Source organism: Micromonospora arborensis (assembly GCF_003205615.1).
Lineage (GTDB): Bacteria > Actinomycetota > Actinomycetes > Mycobacteriales > Micromonosporaceae > Micromonospora > Micromonospora arborensis.
Genome location: NZ_PYBV01000009.1, coordinates 193,840 through 210,156, shown reverse-complemented (window position 1 = coordinate 210,156; position 16,317 = coordinate 193,840). Strand labels below are relative to the sequence as shown.

Here is a 16,317-nt window from a genome sequence, read left to right as displayed (position 1 = left end):
GGTGCAGGTCCACCGGATTCGCCACGGTGCTCGGCACCCTGTTGGCGGCACTCGGAGGCTTCGACATTCCACGGCCACGTGTACGCCACAGCCAGCTGATCGGCAATGCGGATCTTTCTCACGCCCATGGCAAGATGTGCCAGGTGCAGGTCAGGATGCTTGGTCCATTCGAGGTTCGCACGGACGACGGCGCCTTGACCGACGTGCCGGGTGCGCGTTTGCGCGGACTGTTGACCGCCCTCGCGCTCAACCCGGGACAGGTGGTCTCGAAGGCGACTCTGGTCGACTGGATCTGGGGCGAACAACCGCCCTCCGATGCGGCGAACTCCTTGCACCGCCTGGTTTCCCGGCTGCGGAAGGTGCTGCCGGAAGGGTCGATCGAGGGGCAGACGGACGGCTACCGGTTGACGGTGGAACCCGGCGTCGTCGACGCCGTACGGTTCGAACGCCTCGTCGCCCAGGCGCGCGATGACGAGGGCACGCAGCGGATTCGGCGGTTGCGCGAGGCCCTCGCCCTGTGGCGCGGTACGGCCATGCAGGACGTCGGTCTGGCCGACAGCGCGGCGTTCGACGCGGTCGTCACCCGGCTGGAGAGGCTGCGCCTGTCCGCCCTGGAAGATCGCTTCGACGTCGAGGTCAGTCTCGGCCAGGGTCCGGAGCTGGTCGCGGAGTTGACCGACCTGGTGGCCGCACACCCGGTGCGGGAACGGCTTGTCATCGCGTTGATGCGTGCCCTCGCCGCGAGCGGTCGGGACAACGAGGCGCTGCTCGTCTACCAGCGCACCAGCGAGGCCCTGGCCGACGCGCTGGGCGTCGACCCCTCGCCGGAGCTCTCGGCGTTGCACGTCGCGCTGCTGCGGGGTGAGTTGGGACGGCGGGAGGAGAACCGGAAGACCAACCTGCGAGCCGAGCTGAGCAGCTTCGTCGGCAAGGACGAAGCTGTCGCCGAGGTCGGCGCGCTCGTCGCCGAACACCGGCTCACGACCCTGATCGGGCCGGGCGGCTCGGGAAAGACCCGGCTGGCCACGGAGACCGCGCGCAGGATGCTCGACGACCTGCCGGACGGCGCCTGGCTCGTGGAGCTCGCCGCCATCGGCGCCGACGGTGACGTGGTGCAGGCGACCCTCGCCGGGCTCGGGCTTCGGGACGCTCTGCTCGGCGAGGCACCGAGCATGGAGTTGATCGACCGGCTCGTCTCCGCGATCCGCGAACGGGAGACGCTACTGATTCTGGACAACTGCGAGCACGTGATCGAGTCGGCGGCGGCGGTCGCCCATCGACTTCTCGGGGAGTGCCGGCGGCTGCGGATCCTGGCGACGAGCAGGGAACCGCTCGGCATCACCGGTGAGGCGCTGTGGCCGGTCGTGCCGCTGGCCTTGCCGGACGTCGACGCCGGCCCTGACGAGATCGAATCCTCTCCCGCCGTCCGGTTGCTGCTGGACCGGGCGGGCGCGGTGCGTAGGGATCTGGCGGTCGACGCGCACACGTTGGCGACGATGGCGCGGGTCTGTCGGGCGCTGGACGGGATGCCGCTGGCGATCGAGCTGGCCGCGGCCAGGTTGCGCACCATGTCCGTCGACCAGCTCGCCAGGCGGCTCGACGACCGGTTCCGCCTCCTGACCGGCGGCAGCCGTACCGCGTTGGCCCGGCACCGGACGCTGCGCGCGGTGGTCGACTGGAGCTGGGAGTTGCTGACCGACGCCGAACGAGCGGTCCTGCGTAGGCTCTCGGTGTTTTCCGGCGGGGTGAGCCTGGAAGCGGCCGAACGGGTCTGCGCCGGCCACGAGGTCGACCAGGAGGACGTGCTCGAGTTGGTCACCGCGCTGGCCGAGAAGTCACTGCTGGTCGCCGAGGGCGACGAGGCCCCGCGCTACCGGATGCTCGGCACGATCAAGGAGTACGCGGCGCAGCGGCTCGCCGAGGCGGGGGAATCGGACCTGGCACGCCACGCGCATCTGGCGTACTTCACCGAACTCACCGAGACCGCCGAGCCGCAGCTTCGCCGCGCGGAACAGGTGACCTGGCTCGCCATTCTCGAAGTCGAGCACGACAACATCGGCTCCGCGATGCGCGGTGCGCTCGCGGCCGGCGACGCGCACGCGGCGATGCGGCTGGCCGCGGGTGCCGGCTGGTACTGGTGGCTCGGCGGCCACCGGACCGAGGGCATGGAGCTGATCACGGCGGCCACCGAGACGCCCGGAGAGGTGACCGACGAGATCCGGGCCACGGTGTACGCGCTCGTCGTGCTCTTCCTGAACTCGGGGCCGGGCGACGAGCGCCAGGCGGCGGAGTGGATCCACAGGGCGTACGAGTTCAGCCAGCGCAGTCACTCCGGGCACCCGGGGACGGCGCTCGTCGTCCCGTTGGAAGGCATGTTGCAGGACCCGGGCGCGGTCCTTTCCGCGTGGGAACCGCTGCTGGACGAGCAGGATCCCTGGGTACGCGCACTGGCCCGGCTGCAGCTCGGCAAGATGCGGATCATCCTCGGTCAGGACGGCCGGGACGTGGACGCGAACCTCGAGTCGGCGCTCGCCGAGTTCCGGGTGCTCGGTGAACGGTTCGGGATCTCCTTCGCCCTCAGCGAGTTGGCGGAGTTGATTGCCGGACGCGGTGACTTCGCCGGTGCGTGCGAGCACTACGAAGAGGCGATCGCGGTCGTCACCGAAGTTGGCACCGTCGAGGACATCATCCGGATGCGGTCGCGGCAGGCTCAGCTGTACTGGCTGCTGGGTGATGAGGAGTCCAGCGCGGCTGCCGTCGCCGCAGCGCGGCGATCCGCGGAACGGGTCACGTGGCCGGGTGCGCTGGCCGTGCTGGCCCTGTCGCAGGCGGAACTCGCTCGCTGGCGTGGCGACGCCGACGAGGTGGCCCGGCAGGTCGGTGTCGTGACGACCCTGCTGCGCGACGAGGCGAAGCAGGCGCACATCCGCGTGATGACACACGACCTGCTCGGGTATGTCGCCGAGGATCTCGACGAGGCGCGCAGCCACCACTCCTCGGCCTGCACGGCCGCAGCCGAGTTGGGGCACGCACCGTCGATCGCGCAGGTACTCGTCGGAGTCGCGGACCTGGCGCTCCGCCGTGACCAGTACGAGCAGGCCGCGCGACTGCTCGCCGCGAGCACCGCCGTGCGCGGACGGCAGGATCATTCCCAGCCGGATGTCGCCCGGATCGAGGGGACAGTGCGGCGCCGCCTCGGCGAAGTGAGATTCGCGGAGGCGGCGCTGGAAGGCACTCGGACGAGCTGGGGTGAGCTGGTCGCGGTCACGCTCGCTTCGTGAACGTGGACCGCGCCCACAGGTAGCCGACGAGGGCGATGCCGACGCACCAGGCGATGGCGGTGATCGCGTCGCTGGAGGACGGCGTGCCGGCGAGGAGCCCGCGCAGGGTCTCGATGATCGGCGTGAAGGGCTGGTATTCCGCGAACTCCCGGAGCCCGGGGCCCATCTTGTCGGCCGGCACGATCGCGCTGCTGAAGAACGGCAGCATGACCAGGGGTACGGAGGCCAGGCCCGCCGTCTCCGGAGACTTCGCCGAAAGCCCCAGGGCGACCGTGAGCCAGCCGGCGGCGACACCGAGCAGCACGATGAGGCCGATCGCGCCGAGCCAGCCGAGGAGACTCGCCGACGGGCTGAATCCGAGCAGGAAGGCCACCCCGACCAGGGCCGCGATGGCGACCAGGTTGGTCAGTACGCTGGCGACGACGTGACCGGTCAGCACCGCACCTCGGGAGACGTGCATGACTTTGAACCGGTTGATGATGCCCTTCGTCATGTCGGAGTTCACCGCCGTCGCGGTGGCCCCCAGCCCGTAGCAGACCGCCAACAGCATCAGGCCCGGAGTGGCGTAGTCGATGTAGTCGACACCGACGTTGAAGGCGTCGCCGAACATGTACACGAACATCAACATGATCACGATCGGCATCAGGACCGCGTTGAACACCGAGGTCGGGTTCCGGGCGATGTGCTTGAAGTTGCGACGCAGCATGACGATCGAGTGGGACTTGGCGCTCATTTCGCGGAAACCTCCGGGGTGCGGGTGCCCGTCAGGGCGAGGAAGACGTCATCGAGGTCCGGCGTTTGCACGGAGAACCCTTCGGCGGTGATCGCGTACTCGTCGAGCCGGTCCAGCAGGGCACGCAGAGAGGCGGTCCCGCCGTCACTGGGAACGCGCAGGGCCAGTGCCTCGTCGTCTCGGGTGGAGTCGCTGAGCACCCGGGCTGCGGCGTCGAGTTCGGCGACGGTGGTGAACTGGAGCCGGACGTGGGTGCCGGGGATCTGGCGCTTGAGCTCGTCGGGCGTGCCCTGGGCGACGACGCGCCCCTGGTCGAGTACGGCGATCCGGTCGGCGAGTTGGTCGGCTTCCTCGAGGTACTGGGTGGTGAGGAAGATCGTCACACCGTCGGCCACCAGGTCCCGGATGATCGACCACATCGTGCGGCGGCTGCGCGGATCCAGGCCCGTCGTCGGCTCGTCGAGGAAGATGATCCGCGGGTCGCCGACGAGCGTCATCGCCAGGTCCAGCTTGCGGCGCATACCGCCGGAATAGGTCGACACCGGCTTCTGCGCCGACTCCGTCAGATCGAACCGCTCCAGCAACTCCGCGACGACCCGCCTGCCGTCCTTGGCGGGCACCTGGCTCAGGTCCACCATCAGCTGCAGGTTCTCCCGACCGGTCAGCAGCTCGTCCACGGCCGCGAACTGACCAGTGACCCCGATTGCCGCGCGTACCGCCTTGGCCTGGGTGGCGGCATCGTGTCCGGCGATGCGTACGGTCCCACCGTCGGCCTTCACCAACGTGGTCAGCACGTTCACCGTCGTCGTCTTGCCCGCCCCGTTCGGGCCGAGCAGGGAGAAGATCGTGCCCGCGGGGACATCCAGGTCGATGCCATCGAGCACGACCTTGTCCTTGTATGCCTTTCGCAGCCCGGAAACTGCAATCGCTGAACTCGTCATGCACCTACCATCGGCGGCTGGCCTGTCACCGCCCTGTCGCGGCCCTGACACGGCCACTGACACGGCCGGCTCTTCGGCCGGTACGCCCGGGTGGCCTACAACCACGTGTTCCGGTTGACCGGCTCGTGGACGCTCGCGGAGGACGTCGGCGAACCGGGAGCTGACTGCCGACCCGCCGAGCGCTGGGGGCAGTAGGCAGGCCCGCTGCTATCGGGCCTTCACCGGGACCAACAGGTCGATCTCGTCGCGCCGACGGTAGAACTCGATGCTGGGACGCGTCGTGTCGTGGTCGGCCACCTGGTTGAGCTCTGCGTATCGGGTGGGGATGTGCGAGTAGATCTCAGGCGGCTCACCCTGCACGGTCGTCGACAGGTAGTGGCCGCCGGGGATCGACCCCGACTGGAGCCCGCTCAACGCGGCATCGTCGTCGCCCCGAACCTGCAGGCAGACGCGGTACGCCCCATCGGGCGGGCCGAAGACCCCGAAGAACTTCCGGCCCTGGAGTGACCCGACGATCTCCTCCAGGCGGGCCCATGCCTCGGTGATCGCATCCGGCTCGTCGGCCGTGGAGAGGAACAGGACGGGCGTCTCCTGGCGCTCCACGCGCCGAGGGGTCGGGTCCTGTGCTGGCATCGACGCATTCATGAACGACAACCTAACCCGTCCGTACGACAGCTCATTGCTCGTGCCCGTTCGGCCGCGAGGCGCTGCCCAACCGTTGGTGACGGTGGAGGAGTTCCCGCAGCGCGTTGATCTCGGCGGTCAACGCGGTCTGCCCCTGCTGGGTGATCCTGATCCAGGTCTTGGGCCGGCGACCGTGGTAGCCCCTCTCGATCTGGATCAGGTCGGCCTCCTCCAGGACGGCGAGGTGTCGGGAGAGGTTGCCGGCGGTGAGTTCGAGCGCGTCGCGCAGGTAGGCGACCTCGACCCGCTCGGCCTCCGCGGCGATGGTGAGGATGCCGAGCCGGTTGCGCTGATGGACGGTGTCGCTGAGGCCGTTCGTCGGGTGCCCACCGTTGCCAGGGCCGGTGGCCGCTTCGTTGGCGCCATCGGCGCTGCTCATGACGTTTTCCTGTTCCTGGCGACGAGGGCGATGGTGCCGCCGACCAGCAGGATCGGTGCGGGCAGCAGGGCCGCCAGCAGGAAGCTGAAGCGGCTCAGGTCCCCCGGTGCGAAGTCCGTGGTCTCGAAGTAGATGTTAACGAGGACGACTGCGGCGACGTAGCAGACGACCACGGCCGTGAGGCCGCGACTGCGTTCCAGGCGGGCGAGGACCAGCAGACCCACCGCGATGACCAGGTGCGGCAACATGCCGCGATTGGAGATGCCCAACAGCGGCATGGTCGCCCAGCTGGTCCCGTTCGAAACCACCGTCGCCGTGTTGAGCAACAGGAACCGCAGCGCGATCGGCAGCACGATTCCGATCAGGGTGCCCGCGATGCCGGCGATGACGTACGCCCGGGTCGGGGTCTGCACACCCACCCGCGTGCCGTGCCACCGATACCAGTAGAGGCTGAGCAGGTAGCCGCCGATGAGCGCTGCCAGCCAGTACCAGCCGAGGGCCGCCGAGCGCTCGAGGAAGTCCCCACCGAGGCCGGTCAGTGCGGGGTTGTCCTGGTTGGCGCGCAGGGCGGGCGATTCGACCGACTCGACGTAGAGGGGTGCGGCCACCGCCATCAGGAGACCGAACAGCACGAGCGGCAGCCAGTAGGCGTGTCGGGCGACCCGGGTACGCCGTCGGAGCGCGTCCACCGACGCCAGGAGCTCTCCGGGTGTGTCCTTGCTGTTCGGCGCGGTGCTCGGTCGTTCCGACACGATGCCCTCCAGGATTGATGCTGCACTACCAATAGGTTTGCATCGCAAATCAATCTGCGCAAGGGTTTCAGTGAGACGACAAAGCCCGGGGGATCGACCCTGGTGGTTCCTGCGGGGCCTCGGCACCGGCTAAGGTCCGGCCTGGAGGTGGCCCGTGTTCCTCGAAGCCTTTCCGATCGTGACGACACCTGACCTGCCACGACTGATCGCGTTCTACCGGGACGTGGTCGGCTTCGAGCTGACCTACCGGTTCCCCGACGAGGGTGCCCCGGAGTTCGTCGCTCTCCGACTGGGCAACAGCGAACTCGGCCTGGCCGCCAACCCGGGGGCTGGCGAGCCGGCCGACTCGCACCGCTGGGAGTTGTGCGTCTACGCCGATGACTGCGACGCGGCCGTGGGCGCGCTCCGCACGGGTGGGGCGACAGTCACCGAGGAGCCTGTCGACCAGCCCTGGGGTGAACGCTCCGCCCGGGTCACCGACCCCGACGGCAACCGGTTGCTGGTGCTGGCCCGGCTCTAGACGTCCGTGCCGTGCGCGGTCATCGTCTCCAGAACAGGAGGTGGGTGACTCCGCTGGGACTGGGCACCGATTCGAGGTGGAAGCGGTCGAGCAGTTCGTCGGGGCTGTCCCACAAACGCTCGCCCCGCTCAAGGTCGACGGGCGCGACGGCGATGTGCATCGTGTCGACCAGGTCGGCCTCGATGAACTCGCGGATGGTCGCCACCCCACCTCCGAGGCGTACGTCTCGACCGGCGGCTGCCTGCTTCGCCCGGGCCAGCGCCTCGGCCGGGCTGGCGTCGAGAAAGTGGAACGTGGTGTCGGCCAGGGTGAACGACGGCCGTTCGTGGTGGGTGAGCACGAAGACCGGCGTGTGGAACGGCGGGTTGTCCCCCCACCATCCCTGCCACTCATGGTCCGTTCAGGGGCCACGCTGGGGGCCGAACTTGTTGCGACCCATGATCTCCGCGCCGATGTTGCACTCGGCGTCGCGGGTCAGGTAGTCGTCCAGGCCGCGAGTGCCGCCCGGCTCGGTGCGATACACGAAGCTGGCGGTGGCGGCACGCCAGGAGAACAGCGGGGTGGGGTCCGCGTGGCCGAAGGGCCGTTCCAGGCTCTGCCCCTCTCCGGTGCCGAACCCGTCGCGCGAAACGTTGAAGCACTGCACCCGCAACAGTTGCGGCATGGTGTCTCCTCTTTCCTTCGCTGGGCCGTGCTTCAGTTCGCGGTTACCGTCGGGCCGCCGCCGCGGCCCCGGTCGTCGAGCACGAGCGGTGCGCGACCGCCCACCGCGTACCGGATGTGGGTGACCTGCGGTGTGTGGATGACCCGGGTCGGCGTCAGCTCGACCGCCTCCTTCTCGCCGAGGTCGAGGTCCGCGTCGAGCAGCCGGAGCCCGGTGCCGAGCACGACCGGTACGACGTGCAGCTCCAACTCGTCGAGCAGGCCGGCCTTGAGGACCTGCCGCACCAGGCTGCCGCCCCCGGCCACGGCGACGTTCTTGCCGCCGGCCGCGGCGCGCGCCTGCTCGACGGCGCTGGCAACGCCGTCGGTGACGTAGGTGAAGCTGGTGCCTCCCTGCCGCAGCAGGCGCTGGCGGGGGCGGTGTGTGACGACGAAGACCGGCGCGCGGAACGGCGGCTCGTCACCCCAGGGCACCTCACCCCCGTCGGCCATCCGGCGTCCCATCACGTACGCGCCGGCGGCGGCGAACGTTTCGGCGATCACATCGGAGTTGGTGTCCTGTTCCCCGCCGGTGAAGCCCTGTCGCTCGCGCCAGGCCGTCGCCTCGGTCACCCAGCGGGTGACCCGGAAGAAGCCGGCGCTCTCCGCGGAGTCGATCCAGTCGCCGTCGCCGTCGAACTGTGGGCCGGCGTAGAACCCGTCCACAGACACCGACAGCTGCGCGGTCACCTTCGTCATCTCAGGTCGTTCCTCTCCTCGGACGGCACCCACCGGTGCCTGCTCAGGGAGAGGTCGGACCCGAACGCGACGGCCCTACCGGGTGAAGGTGTGATGCGCGCCACACCTCAGCGGGGCTGGCGACGAGGTTGCTCCGCACCTCGGCCTACCCGGCTACCGCGTACGTTCGAGGATCGCCGCTTCGATCCGCAGACCGATGCCGGTCAGGATGAGGAAGGCGGCGAGGATCTGTGGCCTGATCCCGTCGTAATCGGACGAATTGGTGAGCAGGCAGGTCATGAAGCCAGCTGCCAGCGACACGGTGCCGAGGCGTCGTACCGTGTCGACTCGCCGCGAACGGAGGTCCACAGCGGAACGGTAGCGAAGGCCTGGCGTCCGTGGTGTCCCCGGCTAGGCTGGCGATCATGCGGATTGGCATCGTGATCCTGCCGGACCAGCGTTGGGCGGAGTCGCAGCGGCGCTGGCGGCAGGTCGACGAGTGGGGCTTCGACCATGCCTGGACCTACGACCACCTGGGCTGGCGGGACCTGGTGGACGGCCCGTGGTTCGACTCGATGGCCACGCTGACCGCCGCCGCCACGGTGACGTCCCGGATCCGGTTGGGCACCCTCGTCGCGTCGCCGAACTTCCGGCACCCGGCCGCGTTCGCCCGGCAGATCACCACGGTGGACGACGTCTCGGACGGTCGCCTGCTGCTCGGCCTGGGCGCGGGCGGCATCGGCTTCGACTCGGCCGTGCTGGGCGGCGAGACGCTCCCGCCGCGTCAGCGCGTCGACCGGTTCGCCGAGTTCACCGAATTGCTGGATCTGATTCTGCGGGAGGACGGCACCACCTGGCGCGGTGACTGGTTCAGCGCGGTGGACGCCCGCAACAACCCCGGCTGCGTCCAGCAGCCCCGGGTGCCGTTCGTGGTGGCCGCCAACGGGCCACGGTCGATGCGGCTGGTGGCCCGCTTCGGTCAGGGCTGGGTGACCACCGGCACCGGTGACGACAACGACCTGGCGAGCTGGTGGGACAGCGTGTCGGCGCTTTCCGCACGGATGGACCGGACGCTGGACGAGGCTGGCCGCGACCCGGCCACGCTGGACCGCTACCTCTCACTGGACGCGGCGCCGGTGTTCTCGCTCAGCAGCGCGCAGTTCTTCGCCGATCAGGTCGGGCGGGCCGCCGACCTCGGCTTCACCGACGTGGTGACGCACTGGCCGCGCGCCAGCAGTTGGTACGCGGGCGACGAGGCCATCCTGGTGGACGTGGCGACCCGGTTGCTGCCGGAACTGCGCGGCTGAACCGGCGCCGCGGCAGAGTGGGCCAACCGGATCAGGTGCCGAGGTCGCCGCTGGCCACACCGCCCTCGCCGCCGGAGACCAGCCGCAGGCGGAGGCAGACGATCGGCGTGTCGCCGTCGACCGGGGTGCCGAGCCGCGCCCAGTAGGCCGAGTGCCCGGCCCGCCACTCCTCGATCGAGCGGTCACCCTCGCCCTCGGCGCGGGCGAAGTCCCACGGCACGTCGGCGAAGCGGACGATCTCGACCCCGGTGATCTCCACCACGCCGGCCAGGGCGTTGTCGTCGTCGACCAGGGCCAGCCGTTCGCCGACGTGCTCCAACTCCTCGCCCTCTTCCGCGTACTCGGCGAGCCGCCCGGCCGTCGCGGTCTTCACACCGGCGAGGACCAGGGTGTTGAGGGTTTCCCGTAGTTCGCCGGGGGTGCCGAGGGCGAGGGTGCGCAGTTCACCGATCCGAGGCCACATCCTGCCGAGGCTAGGCCAGCGTGGTCCACGCCGCCGCCGCATTACGCCGGGCTCTGCTCAGATCAACTGCCCGGCGTAGCCGGCGGCCGTCAGCAGTCGGTCGTCGCCGCTGGCCGCGTGCGCGTCGAGCACCGCATCGGCCAGCTTGACCACGTGCGCGTCGCCGTGCCGGGCCGCGCGGGCGAAGACCTCCGCCGGGGTCGCGGCGGTCACGGTCGGTGGCGCGAGGCCGTCGGCCGGGGCGTACACCGAGGTCACGGCCGCCGTCGCGGCCCAGGCCGCGGCGAGGCTCGGCGCCCACAGCGCCTGGTCAAGTGCTGGCAGGGTACGCAGCACCGCGGTCGGCGCGGTGACCGCGTGCACCAGCATGACCGGTTCGACGTGCCCGAAGCGCAGGTAATCGAGGCCGGCCCGGTGCACGAGCGCGGTGAGCCCTCGCTCCGCCTCGGCCGGCGTTCGTGCGGGCCGCAACGCCGCGAGCGCCGGCTCCCATCGGGGTACGCCCGGAAGTCGGCCCAGTCGATCGCGGATGCCCCCGGTCTGTTCGTCGATCCGGGGCAGCCCGGCCAGTGCGGCGTCCACGTCGAGGTCGCCGGCGCTCCGCCCGCCCGATTCGCCTGCGGAGGTGCCGTCGAGCAGACGGTCGACGCCGGGGACCGGCTGCCAGCGGGCCGCCCAGTAGCCGAGGGCCTGGCCCAACTCGGTGCGCCGCTGTTGGTTCACGTCGTCGGAGTCGAGGGCGCGTACGGCGTGCCCGACTCGGATCACTCCGTGGGTGGCGCCGGCGGCGATGCCCGGCAGCAGCCGGGGCCACCAGGTGCCGAGGACGTCGCGCCACGGGCGTTCGCGCAGTTGCCGGTCGAAGTACGCCAGCCAGTCGCCGGCCCGCTTCGCATCGCCCAGTGCTGCCCGCCAGTCGTCGATCGGGTGCAGCCCTCGGGGTAACTCGTCGAGCCGGCCGAGGTAGCTGTCGAGCCAGCGGTGCACCTGCCGCTCGTGCCCGTGTCGGGCCAGCGCCTCGACGGCCATTGGCCCGTGGTTGGAGAGCCAGCCCTGGTATTCGGGGCCGGTGCGGTGCAGTCGCTCGTACGCCTCGTCGAGGATGTCGTCACTCATCCGTCGATCGTCGGAGCTGAAGCGTGGTTGAAGTCAACCCGGTAGATCCGCCGCGTTGATCAGGCCGGTGATCCGTAGGTTGGCCGCGACCTCCGGCGGGCAGTCGACGGCCACGACGGCGGTGCCCAGCACCTCGGCGCCGCGTGTGGCGCAGATCTCGTAGAGAGCGTGGAGTTGTGCGCCGGTACGCACCCAGTCGTCCACGACCAGGACCCGGTCGTCGGGGCCGAGGTGTCGGTCCCGGACGGCCAGGTCGACCCGTCGACCCCGGTAGTCCGGTGGGCTCTGCGCCCAGGTGAGCGGCCCGGCTGGCAGCCGACCGTCGCCGGGCTTGTGGGCGGCCACGAAGCCGACTCCGAGGGCGGTGGCGGCCAACGGTCCGAGCAGCAGCCCGGTGACCGCCGGGGCGAGCACCACGGTCGGCCGAGCGGCCCGGTACGGCGCCACCAGGGCCGGCCCCAGCTCGGCCAGCACGGTCGGATCGCGCCACCAACCGGAGATGTCGCTGACCAGGTGGCTGGTGCCCGGGCCGGGGTCGATCCACCGGAACAGGGTGGCCAGGCGTTCGGTCAGCTCAGCGGACATCCGCCCATCCTGCGGCACGGCGGGGTCGCGGGTCGGCACCTGGGCCGGCCGGCCCACCTGGGATCGGATGATCGGCTACACGTACCTGTGCAAATCCGGGCATACCACAATGATCACGTTGACTTCGGAAGTGCTTCTCTCGTTACGGTCCGACCCGGTTTGTTCAGACGACGAAAGGACCGGGCCGGTGGCAGCCAAGCACTCCCGTACCCGCATCTTCTCCTCCCCGGCGGGCATCGTGGCCACCGCGGCGGTCGGCGTCGCCCTCGCAGTCGGGGGCACGGTCGGTGCCGTGCAACTGACCTCCGGCTCAGGTCAGTCGGGGCAGACGACCCTCGACCTCACCCCGACCACCGCCGCGAGCAGCCTCGCCCCCAGCTCGCCGGCCGCCTCCCCGAGCGCCAGCGCCTCGCCGAGCGTGACCGCCAGCCCGCTGGCCGCCCGGTCGCAGCAGGCCGCCTCCCGGGGCAAGGCCCGCACCGCGTCGCCGAAGCCGAGCCCGACCGCGAAGAAGACCACGGCGGCGCCCAAGGTGCTGGAGAGCGGCTCGTGCGGTGCCTCGTTCTACTCCGACGGGCAGCTCACCGCCAACGGTGAGTCGTTCAACCCGAACGCGTTGACCGCCGCGCACAAGACGCTGCCGTTCAACACCAAGGTCCGGGTGACCAACCCGGCCAACGGCAAGTCGGTCGTGGTGCGGATCAACGACCGCGGCCCGTTCATCGACGGCCGTTGCCTGGACCTCTCGCGGGCCGCGTTCGCCACCATCGCCTCGGTCGACGTGGGCGCGCTCACTGTCCGCTACGAGGTCCTCGGCTGACCGGGGCGGGTTACGCCGATTCGGCCGCTCCACCGGACCGGCCGGACAGAACCTTCTCGGACGACGGGCCAGGTTCATTCACCGGTTCACGTGGATCAGGCAAACTGTCCCTCGTATCCACGCGACTCCTCCAGTCGGGCCGTCGCCCGCTGAGCCCCGGATCCCGCGCCGGCCTCGGCGCGGCCCTTGTCCTGCTCGCGATCGTGTCGGCGGCGGAGGCGGCGGACGGCCTCCTGGCGCACTACGTCGCGCTGTTGGCGGCCGTGCCCTTCCTGGCTGCCGCCGTGGCCTCCTGGCCGGTGGTGCTGGGCGTGGGCGTCGCGGCGACCCTGACCGGGGCCGGCTTCGCCCTGATCGAGCCGAAGATGTCGCTGGTCACCTCGGTCAGCGTGGTCGCGGTCGCGCTCGCCACCGGATTGGCGGTGGCGGTGGCGTCGGTCCGGCAGCGGCAGGCGGAGCGGATCGTCGAGCTGACCAAGCTCGCCTCGGTGGCCCAGCAGGCGGTGCTGCGTCCGCTGGGGCCGCAGGTCGGGACCCTCTCGGTCGCGGGCCGCTACATCTCCTCCACCGCCAGGGCCGAGATCGGCGGTGACCTGTACGAGGCGATCGACACGCCCTACGGCGTACGCATGATCATCGGCGATGTGCGCGGCAAGGGCCTGGACGCGGTCCGGCTGGCGAGCATCGTCCTCGGCTCCTACCGGCACGTGGCGTACGAGCGGGCCGACCTGCGGGCCGTCGTCGCCGACCTGGACCGCGCGGTGGCCCGCAACGTCGGTGACGAGGATTTCGTGACCGCGGCGCTGGTCGAGGAGCGCGGCGGCACGCTCACGATCGTCAACTGCGGCCATCCGCCACCACTGCTGCTGCGCCGGGGTGCGGTGATCCCGTTGGAGCCGCCGGCGCCGGCGCCTCCGCTCGGGTTCATGCCGGTGGTCCGCCCCCGGGTGGAACGTCTGGAGCCGGGGGACCGGCTGCTGCTGTTCACCGACGGCCTCGGCGAGGCGCGGCGGGACGGCGAGTTCTTCCCCACCGCCGACCGCGCCTGGCGACTGCTCGGCCACGGTACGGTCGCCGACGGACTGGCCTCGCTGGAGACCGCCCTGATCGAGTGGGTCCACGGACGGCTCGACGACGACATCGCCCTGGTCCTCATGGAGTACGTCGGTGCCCGTACCGGCGCGGCGGCGGCCGTGCCGAGTTGGGAAGTCGGCGCCGCCGAGAGCTGACCCGGGACTGGTGTGTAATCGCCGTCACTTGGGTGATCCGCTTGTCGCTGCCTACCCGTGAGTAATACAGTCGGAGTTACTGATCGGTAACACCTGTCCGGAAGCGGGGCTAGTGAGCATGACCCACTACAAGAGCAACCTCCGGGATCTCGAATTCAACCTGTTCGAGGTCTTCGGGGCGGACCGGGCGTTCGGCCAGGAGCCGTACTCGGATCTCGACACCGACACCGCCCGGAGCTTCCTCGCCGAGGTCGACCGCCTCGCCCGCGAGGACCTGGCCGCCAGCTACACGGACAGTGACCGCAACCCCCCGGTCTTCGACCCCGCCACGCACACCGCGCCGCTGCCGGAGTCGTTCAAGAAGTCCTACCAGGCATTCATGGACTCCGAGTTCTGGCGCCTGGACCTGCCGCCGGCGCTGGGCGGCACCAACGCGCCCCGCGCGCTCTGGTGGGCACTCGCCGAGCTGGTGCTCGGCTCGAACGCCCCGGTCTGGATGTACGCCTCCGGCCCGTCCTTCGCGCACGTCCTGCACGTCGAGGGCAACGAGCGGCAGAAGCAGTGGGCCAAGCTCTTCATCGACAAGCAGTGGGGCTCCACGATGGTGCTCACCGAGCCGGACGCCGGCTCGGACGTGGGCGCCGGACGAACCCGGGCGATCCAGCAGCCGGACGGTTCCTGGCACATCGAGGGCGTCAAGCGCTTCATCACCTCGGGCGAGCACGACCTCAGCGACAACATCGTGCACTACGTGCTGGCCCGCCCGGTGGGCGTGGAGGGCGTCGGCGGCCCCGGCACCAAGGGCCTGTCGCTCTTCGTGGTGCCGAAGTTCCACTTCGACGAGACCACCGGCGAGCTGGGCGAGCGCAACGGCGTCTACGCCACCAACGTCGAGCACAAGATGGGCCTGAAGGTCTCCAACACCTGCGAGGTGACCTTCGGCGAGCACGGCGTGCCGGCCAAGGGTTGGCTGCTCGGCGACAAGCACGACGGCATCCGGCAGATGTTCATGATCATCGAGTACGCCCGGATGATGGTCGGCACCAAGGCGATCGCCACCCTCTCCACCGGCTACCTCAACGCCCTCGAGTACGCGAAGAACCGGGTGCAGGGCGCCGACCTGATCCAGCAGGCGGACAAGACGGCCCCGCGGGTCACCATCACCCACCACCCGGACGTGCGTCGCTCGCTGCTGCTGCAGAAGTCGTACGCCGAGGGTCTTCGTGCCCTGGTCCTCTACACCGCCACCTGGCAGGACAAGGTCGCCATCGCCGAGGCGGCCGGCGACGAGAAGGCCACCAAGCTGGCCAAGCGGGTCAACGACCTGCTGCTGCCGCTGGTCAAGGGCGTCGGCTCGGAGCGGGCGTACGAGATGCTCGGGCACGAGGCCCTGCAGACCTTCGGTGGCTCCGGGTTCCTCCAGGACTACCCGCTGGAGCAGTACGTCCGGGACGCCAAGATCGACACCCTGTACGAGGGCACCACCGCCATCCAGAGCCTCGACCTGATCTTCCGCAAGATCGTCCGGGACAACGGCAAGGCGATGCTGGCGGTTGCCGGTGAGATCCAGGAGTTCATCTCCTCCGAGGCGGGCAACGGCCAGCTCAAGGAGGAGCGGCAGGCGCTCGGCAAGGCGCTGGCCGAGATCCAGAACATCCTCGGTGTGCTGACCGGCTGGCTGGGCGAGGCCCAGAACGGCGACACCCGCGCGCTGTACAAGGTTGGCCTGGGCAGCCGCCGGTTCCTGCTGGCGATCGGCGACCTGATCGTCGGCTGGCTGCTCCAGCGGCAGGCCGACGTGGCGCTGAAGGCGCTGGCCGGCGAGGTGTCCGCCAGCGACAAGGCGTTCTACACCGGCAAGGTGGCCGCTGCCCGCTTCTTCGCCCGCGAGGTGCTGCCCCGCATCGGCGCCGACCGGCGGATCATCGAGGGCGCCGACCTCGACATCATGGACCTCCCGGAGGAGGCCTTCTGACCGTGCCACGGCACGGCAGGCCGGTTCCGGGTCGCATCACCTGCGACCGACACCGACGGCCGGTGGGGCACCTGCCCCGCCGGCCGTCGCCGCGTCTGCGGGAGGGTGACCCCTGCTCCCTGCTCTCTGCCCCTGCCCGGGCTTCCGGCTTC

17 protein-coding genes and 1 pseudogene are annotated in these 16,317 nt (G+C 70.3%); 6 read left to right on the top strand and 12 right to left on the bottom strand.

What is annotated here, in order from left to right:
- Positions 1 to 143 precede the first annotated feature (143 nt).
- Positions 144 to 3,281: an ATP-binding protein gene (locus C7C45_RS07390; protein WP_110562940.1), complete on the top strand. Its 3,138-nt coding sequence runs from the start codon at positions 144 to 146 to the stop codon at positions 3,279 to 3,281.
- On the opposite strand, the gene C7C45_RS07385 is transcribed toward C7C45_RS07390, so the two are convergent.
- From C7C45_RS07385 to C7C45_RS07360, 5 genes are all read right to left on the bottom strand, one after another.
- On the bottom strand, positions 3,265 to 4,014 hold the full coding sequence (locus C7C45_RS07385; protein ID WP_110562883.1) for an ABC transporter permease: 750 nt from the start codon (positions 4,012 to 4,014) through the stop codon (positions 3,265 to 3,267). The two genes, C7C45_RS07390 and C7C45_RS07385, sit on opposite strands and share 17 nt — an antisense overlap.
- Positions 4,011 to 4,955 carry an ATP-binding cassette domain-containing protein gene (locus tag C7C45_RS07380; protein WP_110562882.1) on the bottom strand — a complete coding sequence of 315 codons (945 nt, stop codon included), beginning with the start codon at positions 4,953 to 4,955 and terminating at the stop codon, positions 4,011 to 4,013. Before C7C45_RS07380 ends, C7C45_RS07385 begins: the two co-directional genes overlap by 4 nt.
- A 207-nt stretch (positions 4,956 to 5,162) precedes the next feature.
- Entirely contained in the window at positions 5,163 to 5,600 is a 438-nt protein-coding gene (locus tag C7C45_RS07370; RefSeq protein WP_146247286.1) for a GyrI-like domain-containing protein, read from the bottom strand.
- A 31-nt stretch (positions 5,601 to 5,631) separates the two neighbouring features.
- On the bottom strand, positions 5,632 to 6,018 hold the full coding sequence (locus C7C45_RS07365; RefSeq protein WP_110562880.1) for a transcriptional regulator: 387 nt from the start codon (positions 6,016 to 6,018) through the stop codon (positions 5,632 to 5,634).
- The gene (locus C7C45_RS07360) at positions 6,015 to 6,770 is read right to left on the bottom strand and encodes a hypothetical protein (RefSeq protein ID WP_110562879.1); all 756 of its coding nucleotides are present in this window, start codon (positions 6,768 to 6,770) and stop codon (positions 6,015 to 6,017) included. Before C7C45_RS07360 ends, C7C45_RS07365 begins: the two co-directional genes overlap by 4 nt.
- A gap of 178 nt (positions 6,771 to 6,948) precedes the next feature.
- Here C7C45_RS07360 and C7C45_RS07355 point away from each other — a divergent pair, with 178 nt between their 5' ends.
- Positions 6,949 to 7,290, top strand: a complete 342-nt coding sequence (locus tag C7C45_RS07355) for a VOC family protein (protein WP_244200274.1) — start codon at positions 6,949 to 6,951, stop codon at positions 7,288 to 7,290.
- Positions 7,291 to 7,309: 19 nt separating this feature from the next.
- On the opposite strand, the pseudogene C7C45_RS34840 reads toward C7C45_RS07355, so the two are convergent.
- The 4 genes and pseudogenes from C7C45_RS34840 to C7C45_RS07340 form a co-directional block, all read right to left on the bottom strand.
- A pseudogene (locus tag C7C45_RS34840) lies at positions 7,310 to 7,633 on the bottom strand (dihydrofolate reductase family protein); the annotation flags it as partial.
- Between the two features lie 57 nt (positions 7,634 to 7,690).
- Complete coding sequence (locus tag C7C45_RS34835) at positions 7,691 to 7,954, bottom strand: hypothetical protein (RefSeq protein ID WP_244200272.1); 264 nt, start codon at positions 7,952 to 7,954, stop codon at positions 7,691 to 7,693.
- Positions 7,955 to 7,986: 32 nt separating this feature from the next.
- A complete protein-coding gene (locus C7C45_RS07345) occupies positions 7,987 to 8,691 on the bottom strand; it encodes a dihydrofolate reductase family protein (RefSeq protein ID WP_110562877.1) in 705 nt (234 codons plus the stop codon).
- Between the two features lie 153 nt (positions 8,692 to 8,844).
- Entirely contained in the window at positions 8,845 to 9,039 is a 195-nt protein-coding gene (locus tag C7C45_RS07340) for a hypothetical protein (RefSeq protein ID WP_110562876.1), read from the bottom strand.
- Positions 9,040 to 9,095: 56 nt separating this feature from the next.
- On the opposite strand from C7C45_RS07340, the gene C7C45_RS07335 reads away from it, so the two are divergent.
- On the top strand, positions 9,096 to 9,977 hold the full coding sequence (locus tag C7C45_RS07335) for an LLM class flavin-dependent oxidoreductase (RefSeq protein ID WP_110562875.1): 882 nt from the start codon (positions 9,096 to 9,098) through the stop codon (positions 9,975 to 9,977).
- Positions 9,978 to 10,008: 31 nt separating this feature from the next.
- On the opposite strand, the gene C7C45_RS07330 is transcribed toward C7C45_RS07335, so the two are convergent.
- Genes C7C45_RS07330 through C7C45_RS07320 form a run of 3 tightly spaced genes read right to left on the bottom strand, consistent with a single transcriptional unit; the run spans position 10,009 to position 12,141 of the window.
- Positions 10,009 to 10,440, bottom strand: coding sequence for an ASCH domain-containing protein (locus tag C7C45_RS07330; RefSeq protein WP_110562874.1), 432 nt, complete (start codon positions 10,438 to 10,440; stop codon positions 10,009 to 10,011).
- A 57-nt stretch (positions 10,441 to 10,497) separates the two neighbouring features.
- Positions 10,498 to 11,556, bottom strand: a complete 1,059-nt coding sequence (locus C7C45_RS07325) for a questin oxidase family protein (protein ID WP_110562873.1) — start codon at positions 11,554 to 11,556, stop codon at positions 10,498 to 10,500.
- A gap of 33 nt (positions 11,557 to 11,589) precedes the next feature.
- Positions 11,590 to 12,141: a phosphoribosyltransferase family protein gene (locus C7C45_RS07320; protein ID WP_110562939.1), complete on the bottom strand. Its 552-nt coding sequence runs from the start codon at positions 12,139 to 12,141 to the stop codon at positions 11,590 to 11,592.
- A gap of 187 nt (positions 12,142 to 12,328) precedes the next feature.
- On the opposite strand from C7C45_RS07320, the gene C7C45_RS07315 reads away from it, so the two are divergent.
- The 3 genes from C7C45_RS07315 to C7C45_RS07305 all read left to right on the top strand — a co-directional run bounded on the left by C7C45_RS07315 (position 12,329) and on the right by C7C45_RS07305 (position 16,165).
- Positions 12,329 to 12,961, top strand: coding sequence for a septal ring lytic transglycosylase RlpA family protein (locus tag C7C45_RS07315; RefSeq protein WP_208641090.1), 633 nt, complete (start codon positions 12,329 to 12,331; stop codon positions 12,959 to 12,961).
- Positions 12,962 to 13,065: 104 nt separating this feature from the next.
- A complete protein-coding gene (locus C7C45_RS07310; RefSeq protein ID WP_110562938.1) occupies positions 13,066 to 14,190 on the top strand; it encodes a PP2C family protein-serine/threonine phosphatase in 1,125 nt (374 codons plus the stop codon).
- 118 nt (positions 14,191 to 14,308) lie between these two features.
- Complete coding sequence (locus C7C45_RS07305; protein WP_110562871.1) at positions 14,309 to 16,165, top strand: acyl-CoA dehydrogenase; 1,857 nt, start codon at positions 14,309 to 14,311, stop codon at positions 16,163 to 16,165.
- The last annotated feature ends 152 nt before the right edge of the window (positions 16,166 to 16,317 follow it).